Genomic DNA, 20,812 nt, shown 5'->3' with positions numbered 1-20,812 from the left:
TGCCTAGTTTTTGTCCTCCAACAAGGGCACAAACCGGAAAGAACCGTATTCCGTCTTTTTGAATTCCTTTTCAGAAGTTCTCTCAAAAAGCGTCATAATCTGCTCTTCGTATCCAACAGGAATCACAAGCCTACCCCCTACTTTTAGTTGGGACATCAATGCCTTTGGTACTTCTGGCGCACCAGCGGTAACGATAATGCGGTCAAAGGGTGCTTCTTCGGGAAGGCCTTTATAACCATCCCCAAAAACAAACTTCTTGGGGCGATAGCCCATTTTTTTAAAGAAGAGGTTCGTTTTTTTAAAAAGTTCCAACTGTCTTTCAATGGTGAAGACTTTTGCCTTGCATTTTAACAGCACGGCAGTTTGGTAACCACTTCCGGTGCCTATTTCCAAAACACTCAAATTGGGTTCCAGTTGCAATAATTCCGTTTGAAAGGCAACGGTATAGGGTTGGGAAATTGTTTGGTCTGCAGCAATAGGAAATGCTTTGTCTTGATATGCATGCCCTTCAAAACTACTGTCCATAAAAAGATGCCTCGGCACTGCCCTGATGGCATCCAAGACCTTATTGTCGGTTATGCCCTTTTCAATCAGCAATTCTGCCAATTGATTTCGCATGCCCCTGTGTTTATAGGTGTCTTTCAATGTTAGCTTGGTTTGGTTACCAAAGTTATAAAAGATAGCATTAGAAATGAAGTGGCCCCAATGGTAATTATCAAAAATGGATTTTACAATGCTGTCGTAACTTATAAACTATGTGTATTTTTGATGAAAAAGTTACAACATGCTCAAAGTTGGGGTTCTAGGGGCCGGTCATTTAGGCAAGATTCATTTACGTTTGCTAAACCAATCCGAAAAATATGAATTGAAAGGGTTTTATGATGCCGATATCATGAATGGTACTAAAGTGGAGACCGAGTTTGGTTATACTTATTTTGACAACATCAACACGCTGATAAATGCCGTTGATGTGGTCGATATTGTCACTCCTACCCTTTCCCATTACGAATGCGCCAAGAAGGCCATGGAAAAAGGCAAGCATGTTTTTATTGAAAAACCCATTACCAATACCTTGGAAGAAGCTGAAACGCTTTTGGTTCTTGAGCAAAAATTTGGGGTCAAGGGACAAGTGGGCCACGTGGAACGCTTCAACCCTGCTTTTACTGCAGTTAGGGAATCCATAAACCAACCCATGTTCATTGAAACGCATCGTTTGGCGGAGTTCAATCCCAGGGGTACGGATGTTCCGGTTGTATTGGATTTGATGATTCATGATATCGATGCCATTTTGAGCGTGGTGAATTCGAAGGTAATAGGGATAAAGGCAAGTGGGGTATCGGTGTTGAGTCAGTCCCCGGACATTGCGAATGCCCGATTGGAATTTGAGAATGGCTGCGTCGCCAACCTAACCGCAAGCCGTATTAGTCTTAAGAACATGCGTAAATCTAGATTTTTCCAAAAGGACGCTTATATATCCGTGGATTTTCTGGAGAAAAAGGTGGAAGTAGTGAAAATGAAGGACGCACCGGAGGTTCCCGGGGATTTTGATATGATCTTGCAAAATGCGGAAGGCGTTAAAAAGCAGATTTATTTTGAAAATCCTTCCATTTTGGGCAACAACGCTATTTTGGATGAACTTGAATCCTTTGCCGATGCAATTAACAACAATACTAGGCCCACAGTAACATTGCAACAGGGTACGGAGGCCTTAAAAGTGGCCCTACAGATTATAGATGCATTTGAGAATAAATCAGTGCTGGGATGATTATTGTAATCTCCTAAATGCTTTAAATAAAAGAAAGAATGGAAAAAATTGCGGTGATAGGTGCTGGAACGATGGGTAACGGAATTGCCCATGTTTTTGCCCAAAATGGTTATAAGGTACAGTTAATCGACCTGAATGAAAATGCTCTTGAAAGGGGTATTGCCACCATTTCCAAGAATTTAGACCGAATGCTGGCCAAGGAAAAAATATCCGAAGTAGATAAACAAAATACTTTAGATAATATTGCTACATATACCGATTTGGAAAGCGAGGTAAAACAGGTGGATCTGGTCGTAGAGGCCGCCTCAGAGAAATTGGAAATCAAGCTGGATATTTTTAAAAAATTGGATGCCTTCTGCAAACCTGATGCTATCTTGGCAACCAATACATCCTCCATTTCCATTACCCAGATTGCTTCGGTGACCTCTAGGCCATCCCAGGTAATTGGGATGCATTTTATGAATCCAGTGCCCATTATGCAATTGGTGGAAATCATCCGTGGATATTCTACTTCGGACGAAACCACAAAACAGATTATGGAGCTTTCCAAGAAATTGGGAAAGACACCCACCGAAGTCAACGACTATCCCGGATTTGTGGCCAATAGGATTCTTATGCCTATGATAAACGAGGCCATAGAATCCCTACATCATGGGGTTGCCGGAGTGGTGGAAATAGATACGGTCATGAAATTGGGTATGGCCCACCCCATGGGTCCGTTGCAATTGGCAGATTTCATTGGGTTGGATGTTTGTTTATCCATTTTACAGGTGATGTACGACGGATTTAAAAATCCAAAATATGCACCTTCCCCCCTTTTGGTCAACATGGTTACCGCAGGAAAATTGGGTGTTAAGTCCAAGGAGGGTTTTTATGATTATTCAGAAAACACAAAAGCCGAAACCGTTTCAAATCAGTTTAAATAATATCCATGTCCATAGCCGAAAACCTTAGGTCCATCAAAAAAGAGATTCCTGAAAGCGTAACCTTGGTAGCGGTTTCCAAAACCAAACCGGTGTCGGATATTCTGGAGGCCTACCATAGCGGACATAAAATCTTCGGGGAAAACAAGGTGCAGGAAATGGTCCAAAAATGGGAGGAAATGCCCAAGGATATCCAATGGCATATGATCGGACACGTACAACGCAATAAGGTCAAATATATGGCGGAGTTCGTTTCCTTGATACATGGGGTTGACAGTATAAAATTATTATCCGAAATCGATAAACAGGCGAAAAAGCACAATCGGGTAATCCCCTGTCTTTTACAGGTACACATTGCCGAAGAAGATACCAAATTTGGTTTCGATGCCGATGAAATAACCGATTTGATTCACCATCCGGAATACAAAAAACTACAGAACATATCCGTTCAAGGATTGATGGGTATGGCCACATTTACGGATGACATGGAACAGGTTAGAAGGGAATTCAGGACCTTGAACAGGCTTTTTCGCGAATTGAAAAATACACTTCCCCAAATAGCCATTCTTTCCATGGGAATGAGCGGCGATTATACCGTTGCCATTGAAGAAGGAAGCACGATGGTACGCATTGGAAGTAGTATCTTTGGAAAACGGAATTACAAGTAAACGTGTTAGTGCAACGTTCAAAATAGGATTGAAATTATTTTATGTACGCCATACTGGATATAGAAACGACGGGAGGGAAATTCAATGAAGAGGGCATTACGGAAATCGCGATTCATAAATTCGATGGGCATAAAGTAACCGATTCTTTTATCAGCTTGATCAATCCCGAAAAGGAAATCCAGCCGTATGTGGTCAATTTAACGGGCATAAACAACAAAATGCTCCGCACCGCACCCAGGTTTCATGAGGTTGCCAAAAGAATCATCGAAATTACCGAGGATGCCGTACTAGTAGCACATAATGCTCAGTTCGACTATCGTATACTGAGAACGGAATTTCGTAGATTGGGTTATAACTACGAGCGAAAAAGCCTCTGCACGGTCGACTTGTCCAAAGTGCTTTTACCCGATGCCGAATCCTATAGTTTGGGTAAATTGGTTAGATCCCTGGGTATTCCGGTAAGTGACCGTCACCGGGCAAATGGAGATGCCCTGGCTACCGTAAAATTATTCAAGCTACTGCTGGCAAAGGATACGGGAAAGACCATAATCCAGGATGTCATTAGAAAAGAGGCGCATGGGGAACTCTCTGAAAAACAATTGGATATTGTCCAAAGCATGCCCAATAAGACCGGCGTTTTTTACATGCATAACAAGGATGGGGATATCATTTACTTGAGCAAAAGCACCGATATCAAAAAAAAGGTGAACCAACTATTTACCAAGGCTGGGGAACGGGCCAGAAAACTGACCAAGGATACCAGAAAGGTTACCTATGAAAAAACGGGCAGCGAATTGGTGGCACTGCTCAAAGAACATCAAGAACTATTAAAAAATAGGCCTAAATACAATTCCATGCCAAGAAAAAGAATGTTCTCCCATACGCTCTGTCTTTCAAAAAATGAATATGGGTATTTGGGATTAAAAACTGTCAAGGTAAATCAGTGTACGGACGCTTGGGGATTTTTCAACGGGGAATTCAGTGCCAAAAATCATTTGTTTAAGATTACTAGGGAATTCAACCTATGTGACAAAATCAATGGCATAAGTGAGGCCAGAGGTAACTGTGCCAACTATTTGGAAGGCAAATGCAAAGGTGCCTGTATTCAAAGGGAAGATGTTGAAACCTACAATGAACGGATTTTGGAAGCTCTGCAAAAATATTCGCTAAGGAATAAGGAAGTGGTGTTGGTGGATAAAGGTCGTGAGGTAGGTGAATATTCGGCCATTATGGTTCGGAAAGGTTCTTTGGTGGGTGTTGGTTATTACGACCTTAACCATCAAATAAATAATATTCATATCTTAGAAAATTTGATAACTCCAATGAACGGCACTCAAAACGCCAATTTCATTATTGAATCATATCTAAGAAAACGGAAAATATTGAAAACGATTTCCTTGTAAATACCATTGAACAAGAAGGGCGAAAATACCGATTGGAAACAGAAACTTCATGAAATCATTTATGAGGCAGATACCCCTATGGGCAAATGGTTTGATATTGTCCTTATTTTTGTCATACTCTTCAGTGTGCTGTTGATTATGTTGGAAAGTGTGAAGCAAATCGATGAGGAATATCATAGAACACTTCTTACCTTGGAATGGGTCGTCACCATTCTTTTCACCATAGAGTACATCGCAAGAATCATTTGCATACAAAAGCCCTTTAAGTATATTTTCAGTTTCTACGGCATCATCGATTTTTTATCCACGATTCCCTTATACCTTTCCTATGTGCTCGCGGGCTCCCAGGTTTTGTTGGCGGTGCGGGCATTTAGATTGTTGCGCGTATTTAGGATATTGAAATTGGTCCGTTTTCTTGGCGAAGCCTCACAATTGAAAAGTGCTTTGAGAGCAAGTAGCGCCAAGATTACGGTCTTTTTGTTTGCCGTTTTGATACTTTCCGTAATGTTGGGTACTTTGATGTATTTGGTAGAAGGCGACGAAGCTGGATTTACCAGCATCCCAATGAGTATTTATTGGACCATAGTTACTTTAACCACGGTAGGTTACGGAGATATTGCTCCCATAACCCCACAGGGTCAGTTCATAGCAACCGTTATTATGCTGCTGGGTTATGGTGTTATTGCCGTGCCAACGGGGATGGTAACCGTTGAATTTGGGAAACGGTCCAGGGCTTTAAAAACGGGCGAGGATAAAGTGGAAAAATTCGTCCATGTAAACACCCAAGCGTGTCCATCATGTTCCAAGGAAGGCCATAGGGACGATGCCAGCCATTGTTATAATTGCGGAAGTTTGCTGAATGAATAAAGTGCTCATTTCTGTAATTGGTCCCACGGCGATCGGAAAAACGCGATTGGCCATTTTATTGGCAAATCATTACAAAACGGAAATCATTTCCGCGGATTCCCGACAGTTTTTTAAGGAAATGTCAATAGGTACCGCTGTACCAAACCCTACCGAGCTTTCTAGTGCCGTTCATCATTTCATACAGCATAAAAGTATACTTGAACCCTATTCCGTGGGTGATTTTGAGAGGGATGCCCTAAACATGTTGAAGGGAATATTTCAAAAAAATCATGTGGCAATCATGGTGGGTGGTAGCGGTCTTTATGTGGATGCCGTCACCAAGGGACTGGATTCCTTTCCCCAAGTGGATAGTGCCATACGTGAAAAACTGAACAGGGAGCTAGCCGAAATAGGAATTGAAAGTTTACAATCCAGACTCAAGGAACTCGACCCCGATCACTATCAAAAAATGGATATTCAAAACCCCCATCGTATCATAAGGGCTTTGGAAATCTGTATTGGTACGGGAAAACCTTATTCCAGTTTTTTGAATAGGCCCAAAGACAAAAGAAACTTCAAAGTGGTATCCGTTGGTTTAATGGCCGACAGAAAAGTGGTCTATTATAGAATTAATGAAAGGGTGGATGGTATGATGCAGGACGGTCTGTTGGCAGAAGTGAAATCCCTCGTTGCATATAGCGAATTGAACGCACTGCAAACGGTAGGTTACAAAGAACTTTTTGAGTATTTAAATGGAAATTGGACCTTGGATTTTGCAGTTTCAGAAATCAAGAAAAATACGCGAAGATTTGCCAAGAGACAGATTACCTGGTTCAAAAAAACCGAGGATGTCCTGTGGTTGGATTTTGATAATACTGCAGATAAAATGATTACCAAAGTTGATAGGAAGGTCAAAGAATTACAAAATGAATGAAGCAAAAATTATTTTCGTAATGGGTGTTTCCGGTTGCGGAAAATCGACCGTTGGAAACCTTTTGGCCAAGAAATTGGGTTATGCCTTTTTTGATGGTGACAATTACCATCCCCAAGCGAACATAGATAAGATGAGCAAAGGGATTCCCTTAGATGATAATGATAGAAAAAGTTGGTTGGAAACATTGAATGAATTAGGGAAAAAGCACCGGGAGCAGGGGGCCGTAATCGTATGTTCCGCACTAAAAGAAACCTATAGGGAAATGCTAAGGAACGAATTGGAAGAAGGGGCAGTTTTTCTTTTTCTAAAGGGTACTATGGAGCAAATTAATTATAGGCTTAGTTTAAGAAAGGGACATTTTATGCCCAAGGAATTGTTGCAATCCCAATTTGAATCTTTGGAGGAGCCAGAAAACGCACTTGTAGTAGCAATAGACAATTCACCGGAAGAAATCGTGAATCAGGCCATACATCTCCTTTCGAACTGAAAAAGCACCCTAGTGAGGTGCTTTTTTGTTCTTATAATTGTTAGGACACGATTATTCGTCCTCATTTTTTATGACCAACCGGAAGCCCTCGCCATGGATGTTCAAAATTTCAACATTTTCATCTCGTTTTAGGTATTTTCTAAGTTTGGCGATATACACGTCCATACTTCTGGAAGTAAAGTAATTGTCATCTCTCCAGATTTTGGTCAGTGCCAATTCCCTAGGCATCAGATCATTTTCATGGAGAGCCAAAAGCCGTAACAGCTCGTTCTCCTTTGGGGACAATTTTATAGCTTCCTCTTCCTTGTACTTTAAAAAACGAAGTTTTGAATTGAGATGGAAGCCTCCAATTTCAAATTCGAATTTTTTACTATCGGCAAGGCTGCTGGATGCTTTTCTTTGAAGTATGGCCTTTATTTTCATCAATAGCACCTCAGAGTCAAAAGGTTTGTTCAGATAATCATCGGCACCCGCCTTATAACCTTTTAGGACATCCTCCTTCATGGTTTTCGCCGTTAAAAAAACTATGGGAACGTTCTCGTTCTTTTCCCTTATTTCTTTAGCCAAGGTAAACCCATCCTTATAGGGCATCATAACATCCAAAATGCAGATGTCATAGTTGTCCTTCTTAAACTTTTCAAATCCCTCCATACCATTTTTGGCCAAGGTTACATCAAAGTCGTTCATGGACAAATAGTCCTTAAGGACAATACCAAAGTTTGGATCGTCTTCTACTAAAAGTATTTTCTTATTTACTGTTTCCATAATTTTTAAATTAAAGGCAGTTTAATGTAGAAAGTGCTTCCTTTGTCTTTTTCACTTTCCGCATATACTTCCCCTTGATGATCATCTACTATTTTTTTAACATAGGCCAGTCCTAATCCATGACCCTTAACATTGTGAATATCCCCAGTGTGTTCTCTATAAAATTTTTCAAATACCCGTTTTAATACGGCCTTGCTCATCCCTGCTCCTTGATCCTGCACTTTAATAAGAATACTATTCTTGACTACTTCTGTATATACATCTATTTTTGGCGAATCATTTGAATATTTTATGGCATTATCCAAAATATTTACAATAACATTGGTAAAATGCATCTCATTTGCCAAAACTTCTGAACGGTGTGCATCCAAATGGGTTTCAATATAACCCCCTCTATCCTGAACGATAAGTTCAACATGTGTAATTGCATCGTTAATTATATCATGCGCATCTACTCTATCCTTACTGATATCCAATTGATTTTTTTCCAATTTGGAGATACGAAGTACATTTTCAACTTGAGCGTGCATACGTTTGTTCTCGTCCCTGATCATTTGTAAATAGCGGGAAACCTTTTCCTGGTCACCTATGATTTTTGGATTTCGAATCGCTTCAACTGCAAGATTGATAGTTGCAATGGGCGTCTTGAACTCATGCGTCATGTTGTTGATGAAATCTGATTTTATCTCGGATATCTGTTTTTGCCTGATCAACTGGTATATCGCCCCTGAATATGCAATGACAATTATTAGTGTAAAAAGGAGTGACAAAAGTGCCAATCCCAAAATGGACTGGACCAAAAAGCGCTTCTTTTTTGGAAATGAAACCAACAAGTCAAAGTTGGAAATACCGTCAAAATCCGTAAATAGGGGTGACTTATAGATATTCACTTCTGAATATTTGAATTTTCTGGATTTCAACTTGGTCGGCAGACCATTGCTATATACACCATATTCAAAAGCTATATCTACGCCCCTATCAGCTAATTCCCGCTGTACCAATAACTCAATTTCCTGTTTGGATACGCGCTTGTGAATGGGAACCCTTTTGGCGTAGTTCGTAAAAAGATCCTCAACGGCATATTTGTCTATATCCCTCAAACCACCTATTTTTTCCAATCTTTGGATAGGTGTAAGCCGATATCCTTTTCCATCTATATTTAAATCTTCCCTAAAGATAGAAGTAGTACGCTTGCTTGTATAGTTTTTGATGAAAGTGGTATCGCCCACTTCTCCATTATCAAAGAACGTTGAGGAAATTCCATAGTCCTCCTCCAGGATACCATGCTCATACAACAATATCTCATTGGAATTGACATCCCTATCAATGAAAAAGAAATTTCTGAAATGGGTTTCCTTCAATTCCCCGATACTATCCTTAGCATAAAGATATCTATCGTAATAATTTTTTTTCTCCCGCTCCTCTATTTGATTGGTAACACTGTTTAAAGCCTCGGAAACAACATTTGAAAACTGTTCTTCCTTGTTCTCGACGGATTTTTTTATCCAAATACTTTGAATGAAAATCAACCCAATGAGAGAAAGGCTCATTAGAACTACCAAGAGAACAAATAACCTCTTATTCATTATAATGTTAAAATTAATTATTTACAGGGAAGCCCTAAGTACGTTTAACCAAACCTTAACACAAATGTTAAAATTTGCAGTCCTTAGTAAAAATCAAGGATTCGAGAATGAATCTCATCCACTTTTGCACTAGTTTTTTCTAGGTTAACATTTTCAATGACATAATCCGCTAAGGGCAACTTTTTTGAATCCTCCAACTGATTGTTCATTCGGGCCAAGATCTCCTCACGTGTCGCGTTGTCCCGTTCCAAAAGCCGTTTTATGCGTACTTCCATAGGGGCAGTGACCAAAATAACCTTATCATATAAACCCTGGGCGTCATTTTCAAACAACAATGCAGTTTCTTGAATTACGTATGGGGCATTTTGAGTTTCACTCCATTTAACAAAATGTTTCCGAACGACAGGATGCACAATTTTGTTTAACCTTTTCAATAATTTGGGGTCGTTAAAGACCGACTTTGCTATATATGAACGGTTCAATTTGCCATCTTGATAGGCCGTTTCCCCAAACAAGTCTACCAGCTTTTTTCTAATGGTTTTGGAGGTATGCATAAGTTTTTTGGCCTCCAAATCAGAATTATAAATAGGCACACCCAATTCTTCAAACATCTTTGCTACGGTAGTCTTTCCACTACCAATGCCTCCGGTAAGGCCAATTATTTTCATCTGTTTGAAAGCGTTTAAAAAAATTTTGGATGCCACAGAAAGTAATAAATTAAAAATAGTTTCCTCTTTATAAGTCAGGTATTATTCCTTCTTTAAAATAAATTCAACTTCCTGGGGTCTTAGGATGGCACTATTGATATTTTCCGGTTTTTCCCGGAGCACCACGGGCAAAATATTTTGGTTATTTTCCTCGATTTTTTCATAATCTGCCAAAACCAGAAAATCCTCTGAGGAAATCTTTTTGAGCACTTCCAAGGGTGCTTGGCAAACGACCTGAACGACATCCGGGAACATACGGACCTGAACGCTATCCGGTAGGTTCAACATAGTGACCGGAACTTCAAAAACCTGTTCTGAAAATTTGTAAATCTTCCCAGAAATTGTCACTATAGAAGGCTCAAAATTGGTCTTTGTCAATTCCCGGGATTTAACCAACGTAATTTTCTTTGTAAAATCAGTAGTTAGGTTCAATAGTTCCGTATAGGAGGTAGAAACGGACGAAATAGTATCAATTTGGGGTTTTGGGCCGTTGACAACAATGGTTTTGGGTTCAATTACCAAAGAGTCCATAAGTGTGTGGTTCTTGGCAAATGTAATGTTGAGCTTTGGTAAAACAGGAACTTCCTTGGATTCAAGTGTAGTCAATTTCACAAAAATCGTGTCGTTGTCCATATCCAGCAGTTCCATGTTGTTGGATAGTTGATCTCGTACTTGCTTTCTGTAAACGGATGGAGGTATGTAAAAGCGATCCGACTTCTTTTGTATGTCCGATAAATTGATCTGGATGCTCTTTTTTCTGATGCCAAACCCAATAAATTGAAAGCCTACCGCACGTAACCGAACCCGTAGTTCACTTCTAGGATTTTCTAATAAGAGATACTCTGGTGGAACATTTACATAGTTCAATTCAAAAGAGGTTGTACCTACAAACGTTTGGGCAAGATTGTTTACCAACCATGCCAAAAAGGAGAAAAATAAAAAGACCAAAAATACCTTGACCTTACGCTTTTTTAATCCAGTCTTTATTCGCTCTATGATCACAACCTATCCTAAGTTCTAAAAAATAATTTCGGAAAAATTTCCTCCGGTGTCCTACTACTAAATGTAGTATAAAAAGTAGACTTCAAAAAACCAAAACCATAGCCGCCAAATTGCACCAACGTAGCGAAAACAGCCATACTGCCCACTTTTAAGCTTTTAGTGCTAACAGTAGCATCCATAAACAAGACCAGAAAGTAAATCAAAACGCAAATTAAAGGAGCCTTAAAACCCAAAAAAGCGAATCCAATAGATGTTAAGAGGAATAAAATAAACAATGTGGGAAACCAATAGGTCAATTTTGCCGTTGTTGGGTGCCACTTGTTAAGTATGGGGCGTACCATTCCAAATTTCCTGACCTGTATGTAAAATTTGTTCCAGTCTATCCTTCTTTTATGGTATACAAAGGCTTCGGGTATCAATTTTGTCTCATAACCCTTTTCCCAGATACGAATCGTCAAATCTGGGTCTTCGCCGGGATGGATATTCCCATAACCGCCAGTAGCTTCAAATGCTTCCTTTGAAATGCCCATATTAAAACTTCTGGGCTGGAATTTATTTACGGCATCCCTTCTTCCGCGGATTCCGCCTGTGGTCAAAAAGGAGGTCATGGCATAATTGATTGCCTTTTGCACATCACTAAAGGAGGAGTGTGCCGCATCAGGGCCGCCATAGCAATGTACAAATTCCTGGGTTAGGCTTTTTTCAGCCTCCTCCAAATATTGTGGCGGTAGAATGCAATCGGAATCCAGGACAATGAAATAGTTCCCCTTGGCCTTTTTCATACCATAATTACGGGAATCCCCTGGGCCAGAATTTGGTTTTTGAAAATAGGATATATTGAGTTGTCCCTCATAACTTGCAACAACCTCTTTTGAGGGAACTGTGGAACCATCTTCAATAACCACAACTTCAAATTCCTTGGGATAGGTCTGTTTTAAAAGACTCTCCAAAAGTTCCTCTATTTCGCTGGGCCTGTTATATACCGGGATTATAAACGAAAATGATAAATTCATTTCAAATTTTCATCTGTTTATTTTTATTGTTTTTAACAGATTTGATGTAATTCAAAATACCCATCTTACTGGATATCAAGATATTATATGCTCATTTCACACAATTAAAATCCCCGATAATCCTCGGAAAATCTTGTTAGAATTTATCTATCACCTCCTGACTAACGCCTGTATTGGAGAATCCGCCATCATGAAAAAGATTCTGCATGGTCACTTTTCTTGTTAGGTCTGAGAATAAGGTTAGGGTATAGTCTGCACAATCTTGGGCAGTGGCATTCCCCAAAGGCGACATTTTTTCCGCGTAATTAATAAAGCCATCAAAGCCCTTGATACCCTGACCGGCAGTGGTTGCCGTTGGGGATTGGGAAATAGTATTGACCCGAACCTTCTTTTCCTTACCGAAGAAATAACCAAAACTACGGGCTACGGATTCCAGATAGGCTTTATTATCGGCCATATCATTATAGTCTGGAAAAGTTCGCTGTGCGGCAATATATGTTAAGGCAACAATACTGCCCCATTCGTTCATTGCATCGTTCTTGTATAAGGATTGCATTACTTTATGAAAGGATAGCGCGGAAACATCCCAGCCTTTTGCCGTAAAATCATAGTTTTCATCGGTATAGGCCCTTCCCTTTCGCACATTCACTGACATCCCTATAGAATGTAGTACAAAATCCAACTTGCCCCCCAAAATTTCCATCGACTTGGTCACTAAATTGGACAAATCTTCCTCGTTCGTGGCATCGGCGGGAATAATTTCGGAACCCGTCTTTTCGGCCAACTCCTTGATCTGCCCCATTCGCATCGCTATGGGAGCATTGGTTAGGACAAATGTTCCACCTTCCTCATGTACACGTTCCGCCGTTTTCCATGCGATTGAATTGGCATCCAAAGCGCCAAAAATGATTCCCTTTTTTCCTTTCAATAGATTATAGGCCATGTTCGTTGGTTCTTTCAGTTGTTAATTTTTCAAAGATATTTAAAATATACCAATCCGATTTTACCCCTTCGGATTTAATTTAGCAATTGCCGGGCATGCGCCAAGGCGGAATCAGATAGTTCGTTGCCTCCTAGCATTTGGGCGAGTTCCACTACTCTTTCATCATTGGACAGTTTGCGCATGTTGGTACTGGTTCCATCGGTCGTATCGGTCTTAAATACTTTAAAATGGTGATTGCCCTTGGATGCGACCTGTGGCAGGTGCGTAATGGTAAATACCTGCATATCCTTGCTCATTTCCTTCATGATGTCCGCCATACGGTTCGATATTTCCCCGGATACGCCCGTGTCAATTTCATCGAACATGATGGTGGGCAATTTTTCGTATTTCGCCAAAATGGCCTTTATGACCAACATAATCCTGGAAAGTTCACCGCCCGATGCCACTTTTTTAAGTTCGCCATAATCACTTCCTTTATTGGCCGTGAACAAAAAAGATAGCTCGTCCATGCCGTTGGTCCTAAACGCATCCGTACTTTCCAGTTGGATTCTGAAGGAAGCACTGGGCATTCCCAAGTGGGCCAAATCCGATTCCAACTGGTGTTTTAAATCAGGTATGATGGCATTCCTGCGTTCCCTTAATACCAGTGCCTGCTCCTCCAATGAGGATTCCAAGTCTTGGAGTTCCCTCCTTTTGATGGATATCTTTTCATCCACATGGGCGGTTTCAAAGGCTTTTTGGGAAAGTTCCTCCCTTATTTTAATCAATTCCGATATTTCAGAAACCCCGTGTTTTTTCTGTAGATTGTACAGTAACTGCAATTTGGTGTTGGTCTGTTCCAAAAGCTCCGGATTGGACTCTACACCATCCTGAAAAGCCTGCAGCTCCGCATTTATGTCATCCATTTCAATATAAATAGATTGGATGCGCTCGTGTAGGTTTTCATATTGCTTCCCAAAACCGGACAGTCGGGAGAGAGTGCTTTTTAAGTCGGACAAGAGTGTTGTTAGTCCGATCTGTTCGTCGTTCATCAATTGGTCGCCCTTGGAAAGTTCCTCCATGATCAATTCAACATTGTTCAATTGCTCGTATTGCTCTTCCAATTCTTCCAAAATACCTTCCTTTAAGGGCGCCGCTTCAAGTTCAGTCAATAAAAAATCATTATAGTCCTGTTCCTTTAGGGCGTTATTTTGAAACTCGATAAGTTCCTCAAGTGCCGATTTTGTGGATGTATAGGAAGACAACGTCTTTCTAAATTCATGGAGTCCAGACTTATTGTCCGCCAAGGCGTCAATCAATTTTAATTGAAAATCGTTCTCGGTCAATCGCAACGTTTGATGTTGGGAATGGATGTCTATGAGGCGGTCCCCCAATTGGGACAGCACATCCAAGGTTACCGGGGTATCGTTAATGAATGCCCTCGATTTGCCACTGGGGAGAATTTCCCTTCGAATTACCGAACTATCCTCATAATCCAAATCATTCTCCTTAAAAAACGATTGGAGACCATAGTTCTTAATCTGGAAATAGGCTTCTATAACGCACTTGCGTTCTTTGTCCCTCAGAGAAGACAGATCCGCCCGCTTTCCCAATACCAAGGAAAGACCTCCCAAAAAAATGGATTTTCCGGCACCCGTTTCACCGGTGATAATGGTAAAACCAGCATCCAAACCGACTTCTAGACTATCGATCAGTGCGTAATTGTCAATGGAAAGATTGGTCAGCAAATCCTTGAATTTTTAGAAAATCAAAGGTAATCTATTTAGGGTATCAAAATCAAATTCAAGAACAAGTTCAAGTTCAAAACGAAAAGTCAAAAGTTAAAAGTGGAAAATATTAAATTTTAGTGCGAATAGCGCTTTTCGTTCAGCGGACAGTGAAAAACGAAAAATAATTAGCTATTTGTTGGAAAAATGAATTAAAAATTCAAATTCCAAATGTCTGTTGCGCTATTAATCTAGTAGCGATTAGCGTTGTGCGTACAGCGAACAGCAAATGGCCAAAAGCCAAAAAAATCAATACTTAATTTCATTCCAAGTGCTGGAATACAGGGGGGCAATTTTGTTGAGGGTCTCCTTTAGTTTTACAATATCCACCTTGGGACCATCGGAGAAGATATTCTGGATTTCCTCTGACTTGGCATCAAAAAAGGTCTGAATCAGAAAGGCATTGGGCCTTCTATTGATCATGGTCTGGAACAGGTTCATGGTACCTGCAATGATCTGCTTTCCAGTACTGTTGTTATCGGCCAAAATATCCAAACCTTTTCTATGATAGTTGTACATCGCCACGCGATATTCTTTATACGTATTGGATAGTAAATTGTCCACCAATTCAAATCTGCTACGATCCGTTGTTTGTGTCCAACCACTATAATTACTACCTTGGGCTTGCGTTACGATACTTTGGGCCTTTCGATAGAAATCGGTACCGCCTTCCAAGGAAAACGTATCCGCATCAAGTCCCAAAATAATATAGACATAATAAGCGACCACGGCCACTAAGTTGGATTCGAATACATTTTCATTAAAGACCAAAGGTTGGAATTCTATGTATTGAAAGTTGAACTGGTTGTCCTTATAATTGAAGACCGGGCTTTCATAGGAAGTGTTGTAGACCGGTCGTGAGGATTGGATTTGGATGTTACCACTAAATCGGTCCGATTCATAGTCCGTAATCGTTATGAACATTTGGGCATTTACCCGTTCATTTTCCTTATAAACTCTGTTCGTCCACTTGTTTTTATTGACGAAATCACTCAAGGAGCGTTCCAAGGTCTTGAAAATTTGTTGGTTGGTTTGTGAAACCTGATCCGAATTTATAGTCACCGTACAATTCAATTCCTGCGCATGAAGCGATAAAATACCTAGAAAAATTAACAGGATCGATAACAACTTACGCATAGCGTCTTTTTATGATTTCGTTCAGGATATCCTTGGCTACTGCAGCCTTAGTTTTTAATTCAAACGTTTGGATCTCCAAATTGGTATCTATAAAGCTAATTTTGTTGGTGGTGCCTCCAAATCCGGCTCCCTGATCGTTCATGGAGTTCAAAACGATGGCATCCAAATTCTTACGTTTGAGCTTCGATTTTGCATTTTCCAGTTCGTTTTCCGTTTCCAAGGCGAAACCGACAAGAAATTGAGATTTTTTTTCTTGACCGAAGGAATACAAAATATCCCTGTTTTTAACAAGGTCAATTTGCAATTCGGCATCGGATTTTTTTATTTTTTGGGCCGATTTGACTTTCGGCTTGTAGTCGGCCACAGCGGCCGCACAAATGACAATGTCAGAATCGGCGAAATGCCTGTGGGCCTTTTCATACATCTCATCGGCGGAGACAACCCGTATCAAGTGTATGCTTTCATTGGCTGCTTCATATTTTGAAGGTCCGGATACCAAAACGACTTCTGCACCTAGATCTGATGCAGCCTTCGCCAATTCAAACCCCATCAATCCAGAAGAATGATTTCCAATGAAACGCACGGGATCAATTGCTTCGTAGGTAGGCCCGGCGGTAATCAATACCTTTATATTTTTCAAGGGAAGCCCGGCGGACAAATAATTGGATAGAAACTGTACGATAGCCTCGGGCTCCGCCATCCTTCCTTCTCCATGCAGTCCACTGGCCAATTCACCGGAATCCGCAGGAATCATCAAATTTCCAAAAGACTCCAGTGCCTCAAAAGACTTTTTTGTAGTAGGATGTTGGTACATGTCCAAATCCATCGCAGGAGCAAAAAAAACGGGGCATTTTGCCGATAGGTAACATGCCAAAAGGATATTGTCTGCAGCCCCGCTTGCCATTTTTGAAAGCGTATTGGCGGTTGCGGGGGCTATAAGCATGATATCCGCCCAGAGTCCCAATTCCACGTGGTTGTTCCAATCGGTCGTATTGTTTTCTGTCTTGACGAAATTGGAAACTACGGGATTTTTTGAGAGCGTGGCAAGGGTCAACGGGGATACAAAGCAACTGGCGCTTTCGGTAAGAACGATTTTAACCTTAGCGCCAGCTTTTATCAATAAACGTACTAGAAAGGTCGTCTTATAGGCAGCTATCCCTCCGGTTATGCCTAAGAGGATGTTTTTGCCTTCCAACATCTTTTCTATACGTCTTTCTCCGTATTTCTGTGGTAAATTTTATCGTTCAACCACTCTTCTACTGCTAAGGCGTGTGGTTTGGGAAGCTTTTCGTAGAATTTGGAAACTTCTATTTGTTCCTTGTTCTCAAAAACCTCTTCCAGGCTATCACTATAGGTGGCGAACTCCTCCAATTTCTCGAGCAATTCTTTCTTAATTTCGGAATTGATCTGTACGGCACGCTTAGAAGCAATGGAAATTGCCTCGTAAATATTGTTGGTAGGGGCATCAAACTCATTTCGGTTGATGGTCACCGTTGATACTGGCGCTTTTGAGTTTTTTAAATCGTTCATGTTCATACTAAAACTAATTATTTTGATTCTTCTATGGTGTTGAATTTCTGTAATTCATTATTGATCCGCTTCAAGAGCTCAGCAGATTCCTTTTCATATTTTGTACTTGGATATTGTTTCATCAACGTTTTATATGCTTCCATAGCTTCAGTAAGTCGCTCCTCCTGAAGGCTTTCAAAACTATTGATGGCCAAATGTGTTAGGGCATCTACTTTAATAAAATAGGCGTCCTCCCTGTAAATGGAACCAGGAAAATCCGAAATAAAGTTATCGCTTGCAGCAATGGCAGATTTCAACATATCGTAATTAAATTCCCCAAGCTTGTTATATTGCTTGAGAATCTCAAACGCTTTTTTCTCCTTTTTTCGTGTGAGCTCCTGGGCCATGGCATTGGCATCGTCAAAGAATTCCGACTCTGGATACGTGTTAATAAAGTTCTGTAATTTTAAAAGCGCCTTGTCCGTATCGGTCTGGTCCAAGGAATAGGTGGGGGAAAGCTCATAGTAACTTTTGGCACCTAAAAACGATGCTTCGGTAATTTTATCGCTTTTTGGATACGATTTTATAAACCGCTCAAATTGATATCCGGCCATGTTATAATCCCCGCGCTCAAAATAACTGTTCGCCAAAAAGAACATTACCCGCTCACCTTGGGGTTTGCCTACGTATTTAGGCGCAATCTGCTCTAAAAGCCTATTTGCCCGCTTAAAGTCCTTTGCATCGTAGAATTTTTCGGCAAGGTCGTATTTTGCCTTCAAATCCTCGTTCTTGAGCACTTTTTGGTACTCGCTACAGGATTGAAAAACAACCAACAACAGACCAAAAGCAATAAATTTTCTCATTTTGAAAAACATTTTGCAAAATTAGTGATTATCAACGGATTTAAAAAACATTTTTAATCCGCCAAAAATAGGAGCGTTATTGGATAAACCCGTGGTAATTGGCATGGATTTAACGCCGATGGTGTTATGCCGGAATCTTGGTAAGGGAAGCTATAAAATCGGCTATTTTATTCTTTAGACCTGAAGATGCTTCCAATAGTGGCAACCGTACCGATGCCCTGCACATACCCAGAATCTCAAAAATTGCCTTTATACCGGCAGGATTGCCTTCCTCAAAAATAAGGCCCATCCCTTCTTGCATCATGTAGTGCAATTCATAGGCCTCGTCACTGTTGCCATCCATTCCAAGACCTACCATTTGTGAAAATACGGAGGGCAAACCTTGACCTATAACGGAAATGACACCTTCTCCACCGGCCAAAATAGTGGGCAAAGCGGTAATATCATCCCCAGAAAGCACCAAGAAGCCTTTAGGTCTTTGTTCAATCAATTCCATTACTTGTACCATATTTCCACAGGCCTCCTTTATGGCAACGATATTTTCAAAATCCCGTGCCAACCTGAGCGTAGTACTTGGCAACATATTGCTTCCAGTCCTACCCGGCACGTTATAAAGAATGATGGGTAAGGGAGAAGCTTCGGCCAAAGCCTTATAATGTTGATAAATTCCTTCCTGAGTCGGTTTGTTGTAGTAGGGCGAAACGGAAAGTACCGCATCAAAATGGCTAAGGTCCGTGGTTTGGAGTTCTTCTACCAAAGCAGCGGTATTGTTCCCCCCTATACCTATTACCAATGGAAGCCTACCCTCGTTTGCCTCGATTATGGTATCCTTGACCAATTGCTTTTCGCGTTTGGAAAGGGTGACAGATTCTGCAGTGGTACCCAAAGCCACAAGGTAGTCCACACCTCCTTCAATAGTAAAGGAAACTATTTCTTTCAAGGCTTCCACATCTATAGAACCCGACCCCGTAAACGGTGTTATCAACGCCACACCTGTTCCCTTTAACTTTTCCATATGCTATATTTCTTTAAAAACGCCTAAATACTTTTTCAATTCCAGTTTGAACGTTTTAAAATCGGACATTTGGGTGTTCATTATCAGGTCGTTGTAATCCGGTCCCACAGTTCCAAATCCTACTTTAATCCTTGCTTTGGTCTTGATGGACATCAAATTCAGCAACAGGTTGTTTTCATCATAATAGTTCACCAATAGATCGTATTCCCTGTTCAAGAACTCCAACGCATAACTGTTTTCGATTTCGCCGTTCCAACCCAAGTCTTTATCCGAAAATATCGGGGTGGAATACGGAGAATTCTTGTCATAGTAGCTTTTATAGCCTATGATTTTCACAGCATTCGGCCTTAAGGAAAAATCATCCAAAAACTGATAGAACACATCGGTCTTATCGAATTTGTCCAAATCCACAATACAACCCAAAGAACTTATCCCCTTTTCACGGGTACTTACGTATCCCGGTTTTTCGAGCTCCTGTTTGATAAATTTAAGTCCGGATTTCTGTTTAAACCTGTCCTTAATTCCTTTTAAAAACATGTATTTTTACATTTCTACAAATGTAAATAATATCCGTTCAACTGTATGACGAAGTTAAAACACTTTGGTTGTTTAAAAATAAAACATTTTGTTTTATTTATAACATTTATAGGAATGATAGCCTGCCGTCAATCTCAGGACAGACTCATTAATATTGAAGGAAAACAACTGATTGTAGATAGTACCTATGCGGTTGTGGATTCAATTTCCAATTTTATTCTGCCCTACCATAATCATGTAGAAAAAATGTTGGACAGTACATTGGCATATGCTTCTTTGGACATTTCCAAAACGGACGGAATTTACAATACCACGGCCGGTAACCTTATGGCGGATATCATTTTGGAGCAAGCGGCTCCTATATTTAAAAGCAGAACGGGAAAGGATTTGGATTTTGTGTTATTAAACCATGGAGGTATCCGATCCAGTATTTCCAAGGGAAAGGTCTCTGCCCGAACGGCCTTTGAGGTGATGCCCTTTGAAAACAATACGGTGGTAGTGGAATTGAAAGGGCAATCCGTAAAAGAAATGCTGACCTATCTTATTAGGTCCAAAAGAGCACACCCAATTGCAGGTATTCAGTTGGTTTTGGACAAGGACGATAGTATCAAATCCTTAACCATTCAGGGGGTACCTTTTGATGAGAAGAAAAGTTATTATGTGGCTACTTCCGACTATCTGGTCTCCGGCGGTGATGATATGTTTTTTTTTAAAGACGCCTTGAAGGTGACGGACATTGATTATAAAATTAGAAATGCCTTGATCGATTATTTTACAAAAGTGGATACGCTTGCGCCAATAGTTGATCTGAGATATTACAAGATTGAATAAGTGGGGCAATTGGCTTTAAGCCATCGGTTCGACGCTGTGCGCTAAGCCCAATTCGTTTTCAATCTTGTGATTTGGTTTTTGATATTTTTGCTACTAGCTAGAACCTTAAATC

Annotated in this window: 22 protein-coding genes; 8 read left to right on the top strand and 14 right to left on the bottom strand. The window is 40.4% G+C overall.

The genetic code is table 11. The features are described from left to right. Positions 1-3 precede the first annotated feature (3 nt). The gene (locus ACZ41C_RS16755) at positions 4-645 is read right to left on the bottom strand and encodes a protein-L-isoaspartate(D-aspartate) O-methyltransferase (protein WP_138258167.1); all 642 of its coding nucleotides are present in this window, start codon (positions 643-645) and stop codon (positions 4-6) included. Between the two features lie 139 nt (positions 646-784). Between ACZ41C_RS16755 and ACZ41C_RS16750 the strand changes: the two genes are divergently transcribed. Genes ACZ41C_RS16750 through ACZ41C_RS16720 form a run of 7 tightly spaced genes read left to right on the top strand, consistent with a single transcriptional unit; the run spans position 785 to position 7,026 of the window. After that, positions 785-1,765: a Gfo/Idh/MocA family protein gene (locus ACZ41C_RS16750; protein ID WP_464563072.1), complete on the top strand. Its 981-nt coding sequence runs from the start codon at positions 785-787 to the stop codon at positions 1,763-1,765. Between the two features lie 38 nt (positions 1,766-1,803). Beyond that, the gene (locus ACZ41C_RS16745; protein WP_138258165.1) at positions 1,804-2,691 is read left to right on the top strand and encodes a 3-hydroxyacyl-CoA dehydrogenase family protein; all 888 of its coding nucleotides are present in this window, start codon (positions 1,804-1,806) and stop codon (positions 2,689-2,691) included. 5 nt (positions 2,692-2,696) lie between these two features. Beyond that, the gene (locus tag ACZ41C_RS16740) at positions 2,697-3,356 is read left to right on the top strand and encodes a YggS family pyridoxal phosphate-dependent enzyme (RefSeq protein WP_138258164.1); all 660 of its coding nucleotides are present in this window, start codon (positions 2,697-2,699) and stop codon (positions 3,354-3,356) included. A gap of 41 nt (positions 3,357-3,397) precedes the next feature. Further along, positions 3,398-4,759, top strand: coding sequence for an exonuclease domain-containing protein (locus tag ACZ41C_RS16735; RefSeq protein WP_138258163.1), 1,362 nt, complete (start codon positions 3,398-3,400; stop codon positions 4,757-4,759). Positions 4,760-4,765: 6 nt separating this feature from the next. Then, positions 4,766-5,626: an ion transporter gene (locus tag ACZ41C_RS16730; RefSeq protein ID WP_240042712.1), complete on the top strand. Its 861-nt coding sequence runs from the start codon at positions 4,766-4,768 to the stop codon at positions 5,624-5,626. Then, positions 5,619-6,539, top strand: coding sequence for a tRNA (adenosine(37)-N6)-dimethylallyltransferase MiaA (gene miaA / locus ACZ41C_RS16725; protein ID WP_138258162.1), 921 nt, complete (start codon positions 5,619-5,621; stop codon positions 6,537-6,539). The genes ACZ41C_RS16730 and miaA overlap by 8 nt, the downstream gene beginning before the upstream one ends. Further along, complete coding sequence (locus tag ACZ41C_RS16720) at positions 6,532-7,026, top strand: gluconokinase (RefSeq protein ID WP_464563068.1); 495 nt, start codon at positions 6,532-6,534, stop codon at positions 7,024-7,026. Before miaA ends, ACZ41C_RS16720 begins: the two co-directional genes overlap by 8 nt. Before the next feature lie 51 nt (positions 7,027-7,077). Here ACZ41C_RS16720 and ACZ41C_RS16715 read toward each other — a convergent pair whose 3' ends face one another. The 13 genes from ACZ41C_RS16715 to ACZ41C_RS16655 all read right to left on the bottom strand — a co-directional run bounded on the left by ACZ41C_RS16715 (position 7,078) and on the right by ACZ41C_RS16655 (position 19,869). Next, positions 7,078-7,791 carry a response regulator transcription factor gene (locus ACZ41C_RS16715; protein ID WP_138258160.1) on the bottom strand — a complete coding sequence of 238 codons (714 nt, stop codon included), beginning with the start codon at positions 7,789-7,791 and terminating at the stop codon, positions 7,078-7,080. A gap of 5 nt (positions 7,792-7,796) precedes the next feature. Beyond that, positions 7,797-9,377 carry a sensor histidine kinase gene (locus ACZ41C_RS16710; protein ID WP_138258159.1) on the bottom strand — a complete coding sequence of 527 codons (1,581 nt, stop codon included), beginning with the start codon at positions 9,375-9,377 and terminating at the stop codon, positions 7,797-7,799. 83 nt (positions 9,378-9,460) lie between these two features. Then, positions 9,461-10,045: a dephospho-CoA kinase gene (gene coaE / locus ACZ41C_RS16705; protein WP_138258158.1), complete on the bottom strand. Its 585-nt coding sequence runs from the start codon at positions 10,043-10,045 to the stop codon at positions 9,461-9,463. Between the two features lie 81 nt (positions 10,046-10,126). Further along, entirely contained in the window at positions 10,127-11,086 is a 960-nt protein-coding gene (locus ACZ41C_RS16700) for a CdaR family protein (protein ID WP_464563065.1), read from the bottom strand. 8 nt (positions 11,087-11,094) lie between these two features. After that, the gene (locus ACZ41C_RS16695; RefSeq protein ID WP_138258156.1) at positions 11,095-12,099 is read right to left on the bottom strand and encodes a glycosyltransferase family 2 protein; all 1,005 of its coding nucleotides are present in this window, start codon (positions 12,097-12,099) and stop codon (positions 11,095-11,097) included. 136 nt (positions 12,100-12,235) lie between these two features. After that, on the bottom strand, positions 12,236-13,042 hold the full coding sequence (locus ACZ41C_RS16690) for an enoyl-ACP reductase FabI (protein WP_464563063.1): 807 nt from the start codon (positions 13,040-13,042) through the stop codon (positions 12,236-12,238). 74 nt (positions 13,043-13,116) lie between these two features. Beyond that, a complete protein-coding gene (recN, locus tag ACZ41C_RS16685) occupies positions 13,117-14,769 on the bottom strand; it encodes a DNA repair protein RecN (RefSeq protein WP_464563061.1) in 1,653 nt (550 codons plus the stop codon). A gap of 288 nt (positions 14,770-15,057) precedes the next feature. Beyond that, positions 15,058-15,945 (bottom strand): type IX secretion system protein PorD, encoded by an 888-nt coding sequence (gene porD / locus ACZ41C_RS16680; protein WP_138258153.1) that lies wholly within the window; start codon positions 15,943-15,945, stop codon positions 15,058-15,060. Further along, on the bottom strand, positions 15,938-17,143 hold the full coding sequence (gene coaBC, locus ACZ41C_RS16675; RefSeq protein WP_464563058.1) for a bifunctional phosphopantothenoylcysteine decarboxylase/phosphopantothenate--cysteine ligase CoaBC: 1,206 nt from the start codon (positions 17,141-17,143) through the stop codon (positions 15,938-15,940). The genes porD and coaBC overlap by 8 nt, the downstream gene beginning before the upstream one ends. 5 nt (positions 17,144-17,148) lie before the next feature. Continuing rightward, the gene (locus ACZ41C_RS16670) at positions 17,149-17,481 is read right to left on the bottom strand and encodes a DNA-directed RNA polymerase subunit omega (RefSeq protein ID WP_193554886.1); all 333 of its coding nucleotides are present in this window, start codon (positions 17,479-17,481) and stop codon (positions 17,149-17,151) included. Positions 17,482-17,492: 11 nt separating this feature from the next. Then, complete coding sequence (locus tag ACZ41C_RS16665) at positions 17,493-18,317, bottom strand: outer membrane protein assembly factor BamD (RefSeq protein WP_464563056.1); 825 nt, start codon at positions 18,315-18,317, stop codon at positions 17,493-17,495. A gap of 124 nt (positions 18,318-18,441) precedes the next feature. Continuing rightward, positions 18,442-19,332, bottom strand: a complete 891-nt coding sequence (gene dapA, locus ACZ41C_RS16660; protein ID WP_464563054.1) for a 4-hydroxy-tetrahydrodipicolinate synthase — start codon at positions 19,330-19,332, stop codon at positions 18,442-18,444. Between the two features lie 3 nt (positions 19,333-19,335). Further along, on the bottom strand, positions 19,336-19,869 hold the full coding sequence (locus tag ACZ41C_RS16655) for a DUF6913 domain-containing protein (RefSeq protein ID WP_154919427.1): 534 nt from the start codon (positions 19,867-19,869) through the stop codon (positions 19,336-19,338). Between the two features lie 114 nt (positions 19,870-19,983). Between ACZ41C_RS16655 and ACZ41C_RS16650 the strand changes: the two genes are divergently transcribed. Next, entirely contained in the window at positions 19,984-20,700 is a 717-nt protein-coding gene (locus tag ACZ41C_RS16650) for a 5'-nucleotidase C-terminal domain-containing protein (RefSeq protein WP_240042710.1), read from the top strand. Positions 20,701-20,812: the final 112 nt, after the last annotated feature.

The sequence above is a fragment of the Maribacter sp. C-4077 genome, from assembly GCF_055378385.1.
This window is presented reverse-complemented; position numbering and strand designations above follow the sequence as displayed.

What these genes read in the sequence shown, in the direction of transcription:
- ACZ41C_RS16750 (WP_464563072.1), top strand. Translation starts at nt 785, where the DNA reads ATGCTCAAAGTTGGGGTTCTAGGGGCCGGTCATTTAGGCAAGATTCAT.
- ACZ41C_RS16745 (WP_138258165.1), top strand. Translation starts at nt 1,804, where the DNA reads ATGGAAAAAATTGCGGTGATAGGTGCTGGAACGATGGGTAACGGAATT.
- ACZ41C_RS16740 (WP_138258164.1), top strand. Translation starts at nt 2,697, where the DNA reads ATGTCCATAGCCGAAAACCTTAGGTCCATCAAAAAAGAGATTCCTGAA.
- ACZ41C_RS16735 (WP_138258163.1), top strand. Translation starts at nt 3,398, where the DNA reads ATGTACGCCATACTGGATATAGAAACGACGGGAGGGAAATTCAATGAA.
- miaA (WP_138258162.1), top strand. Translation starts at nt 5,619, where the DNA reads ATGAATAAAGTGCTCATTTCTGTAATTGGTCCCACGGCGATCGGAAAA.
- ACZ41C_RS16720 (WP_464563068.1), top strand. Translation starts at nt 6,532, where the DNA reads ATGAATGAAGCAAAAATTATTTTCGTAATGGGTGTTTCCGGTTGCGGA.
- ACZ41C_RS16715 (WP_138258160.1), bottom strand. Translation starts at nt 7,791, where the DNA reads ATGGAAACAGTAAATAAGAAAATACTTTTAGTAGAAGACGATCCAAAC.
- ACZ41C_RS16710 (WP_138258159.1), bottom strand. Translation starts at nt 9,377, where the DNA reads ATGAATAAGAGGTTATTTGTTCTCTTGGTAGTTCTAATGAGCCTTTCT.
- coaE (WP_138258158.1), bottom strand. Translation starts at nt 10,045, where the DNA reads ATGAAAATAATTGGCCTTACCGGAGGCATTGGTAGTGGAAAGACTACC.
- ACZ41C_RS16695 (WP_138258156.1), bottom strand. Translation starts at nt 12,099, where the DNA reads ATGAATTTATCATTTTCGTTTATAATCCCGGTATATAACAGGCCCAGC.
- ACZ41C_RS16690 (WP_464563063.1), bottom strand. Translation starts at nt 13,042, where the DNA reads ATGGCCTATAATCTATTGAAAGGAAAAAAGGGAATCATTTTTGGCGCT.
- porD (WP_138258153.1), bottom strand. Translation starts at nt 15,945, where the DNA reads ATGCGTAAGTTGTTATCGATCCTGTTAATTTTTCTAGGTATTTTATCG.
- coaBC (WP_464563058.1), bottom strand. Translation starts at nt 17,143, where the DNA reads ATGTTGGAAGGCAAAAACATCCTCTTAGGCATAACCGGAGGGATAGCT.
- ACZ41C_RS16670 (WP_193554886.1), bottom strand. Translation starts at nt 17,481, where the DNA reads ATGAACATGAACGATTTAAAAAACTCAAAAGCGCCAGTATCAACGGTG.
- ACZ41C_RS16665 (WP_464563056.1), bottom strand. Translation starts at nt 18,317, where the DNA reads ATGAGAAAATTTATTGCTTTTGGTCTGTTGTTGGTTGTTTTTCAATCC.
- dapA (WP_464563054.1), bottom strand. Translation starts at nt 19,332, where the DNA reads ATGGAAAAGTTAAAGGGAACAGGTGTGGCGTTGATAACACCGTTTACG.
- ACZ41C_RS16655 (WP_154919427.1), bottom strand. Translation starts at nt 19,869, where the DNA reads ATGTTTTTAAAAGGAATTAAGGACAGGTTTAAACAGAAATCCGGACTT.
- ACZ41C_RS16650 (WP_240042710.1), top strand. Translation starts at nt 19,984, where the DNA reads ATGATAGCCTGCCGTCAATCTCAGGACAGACTCATTAATATTGAAGGA.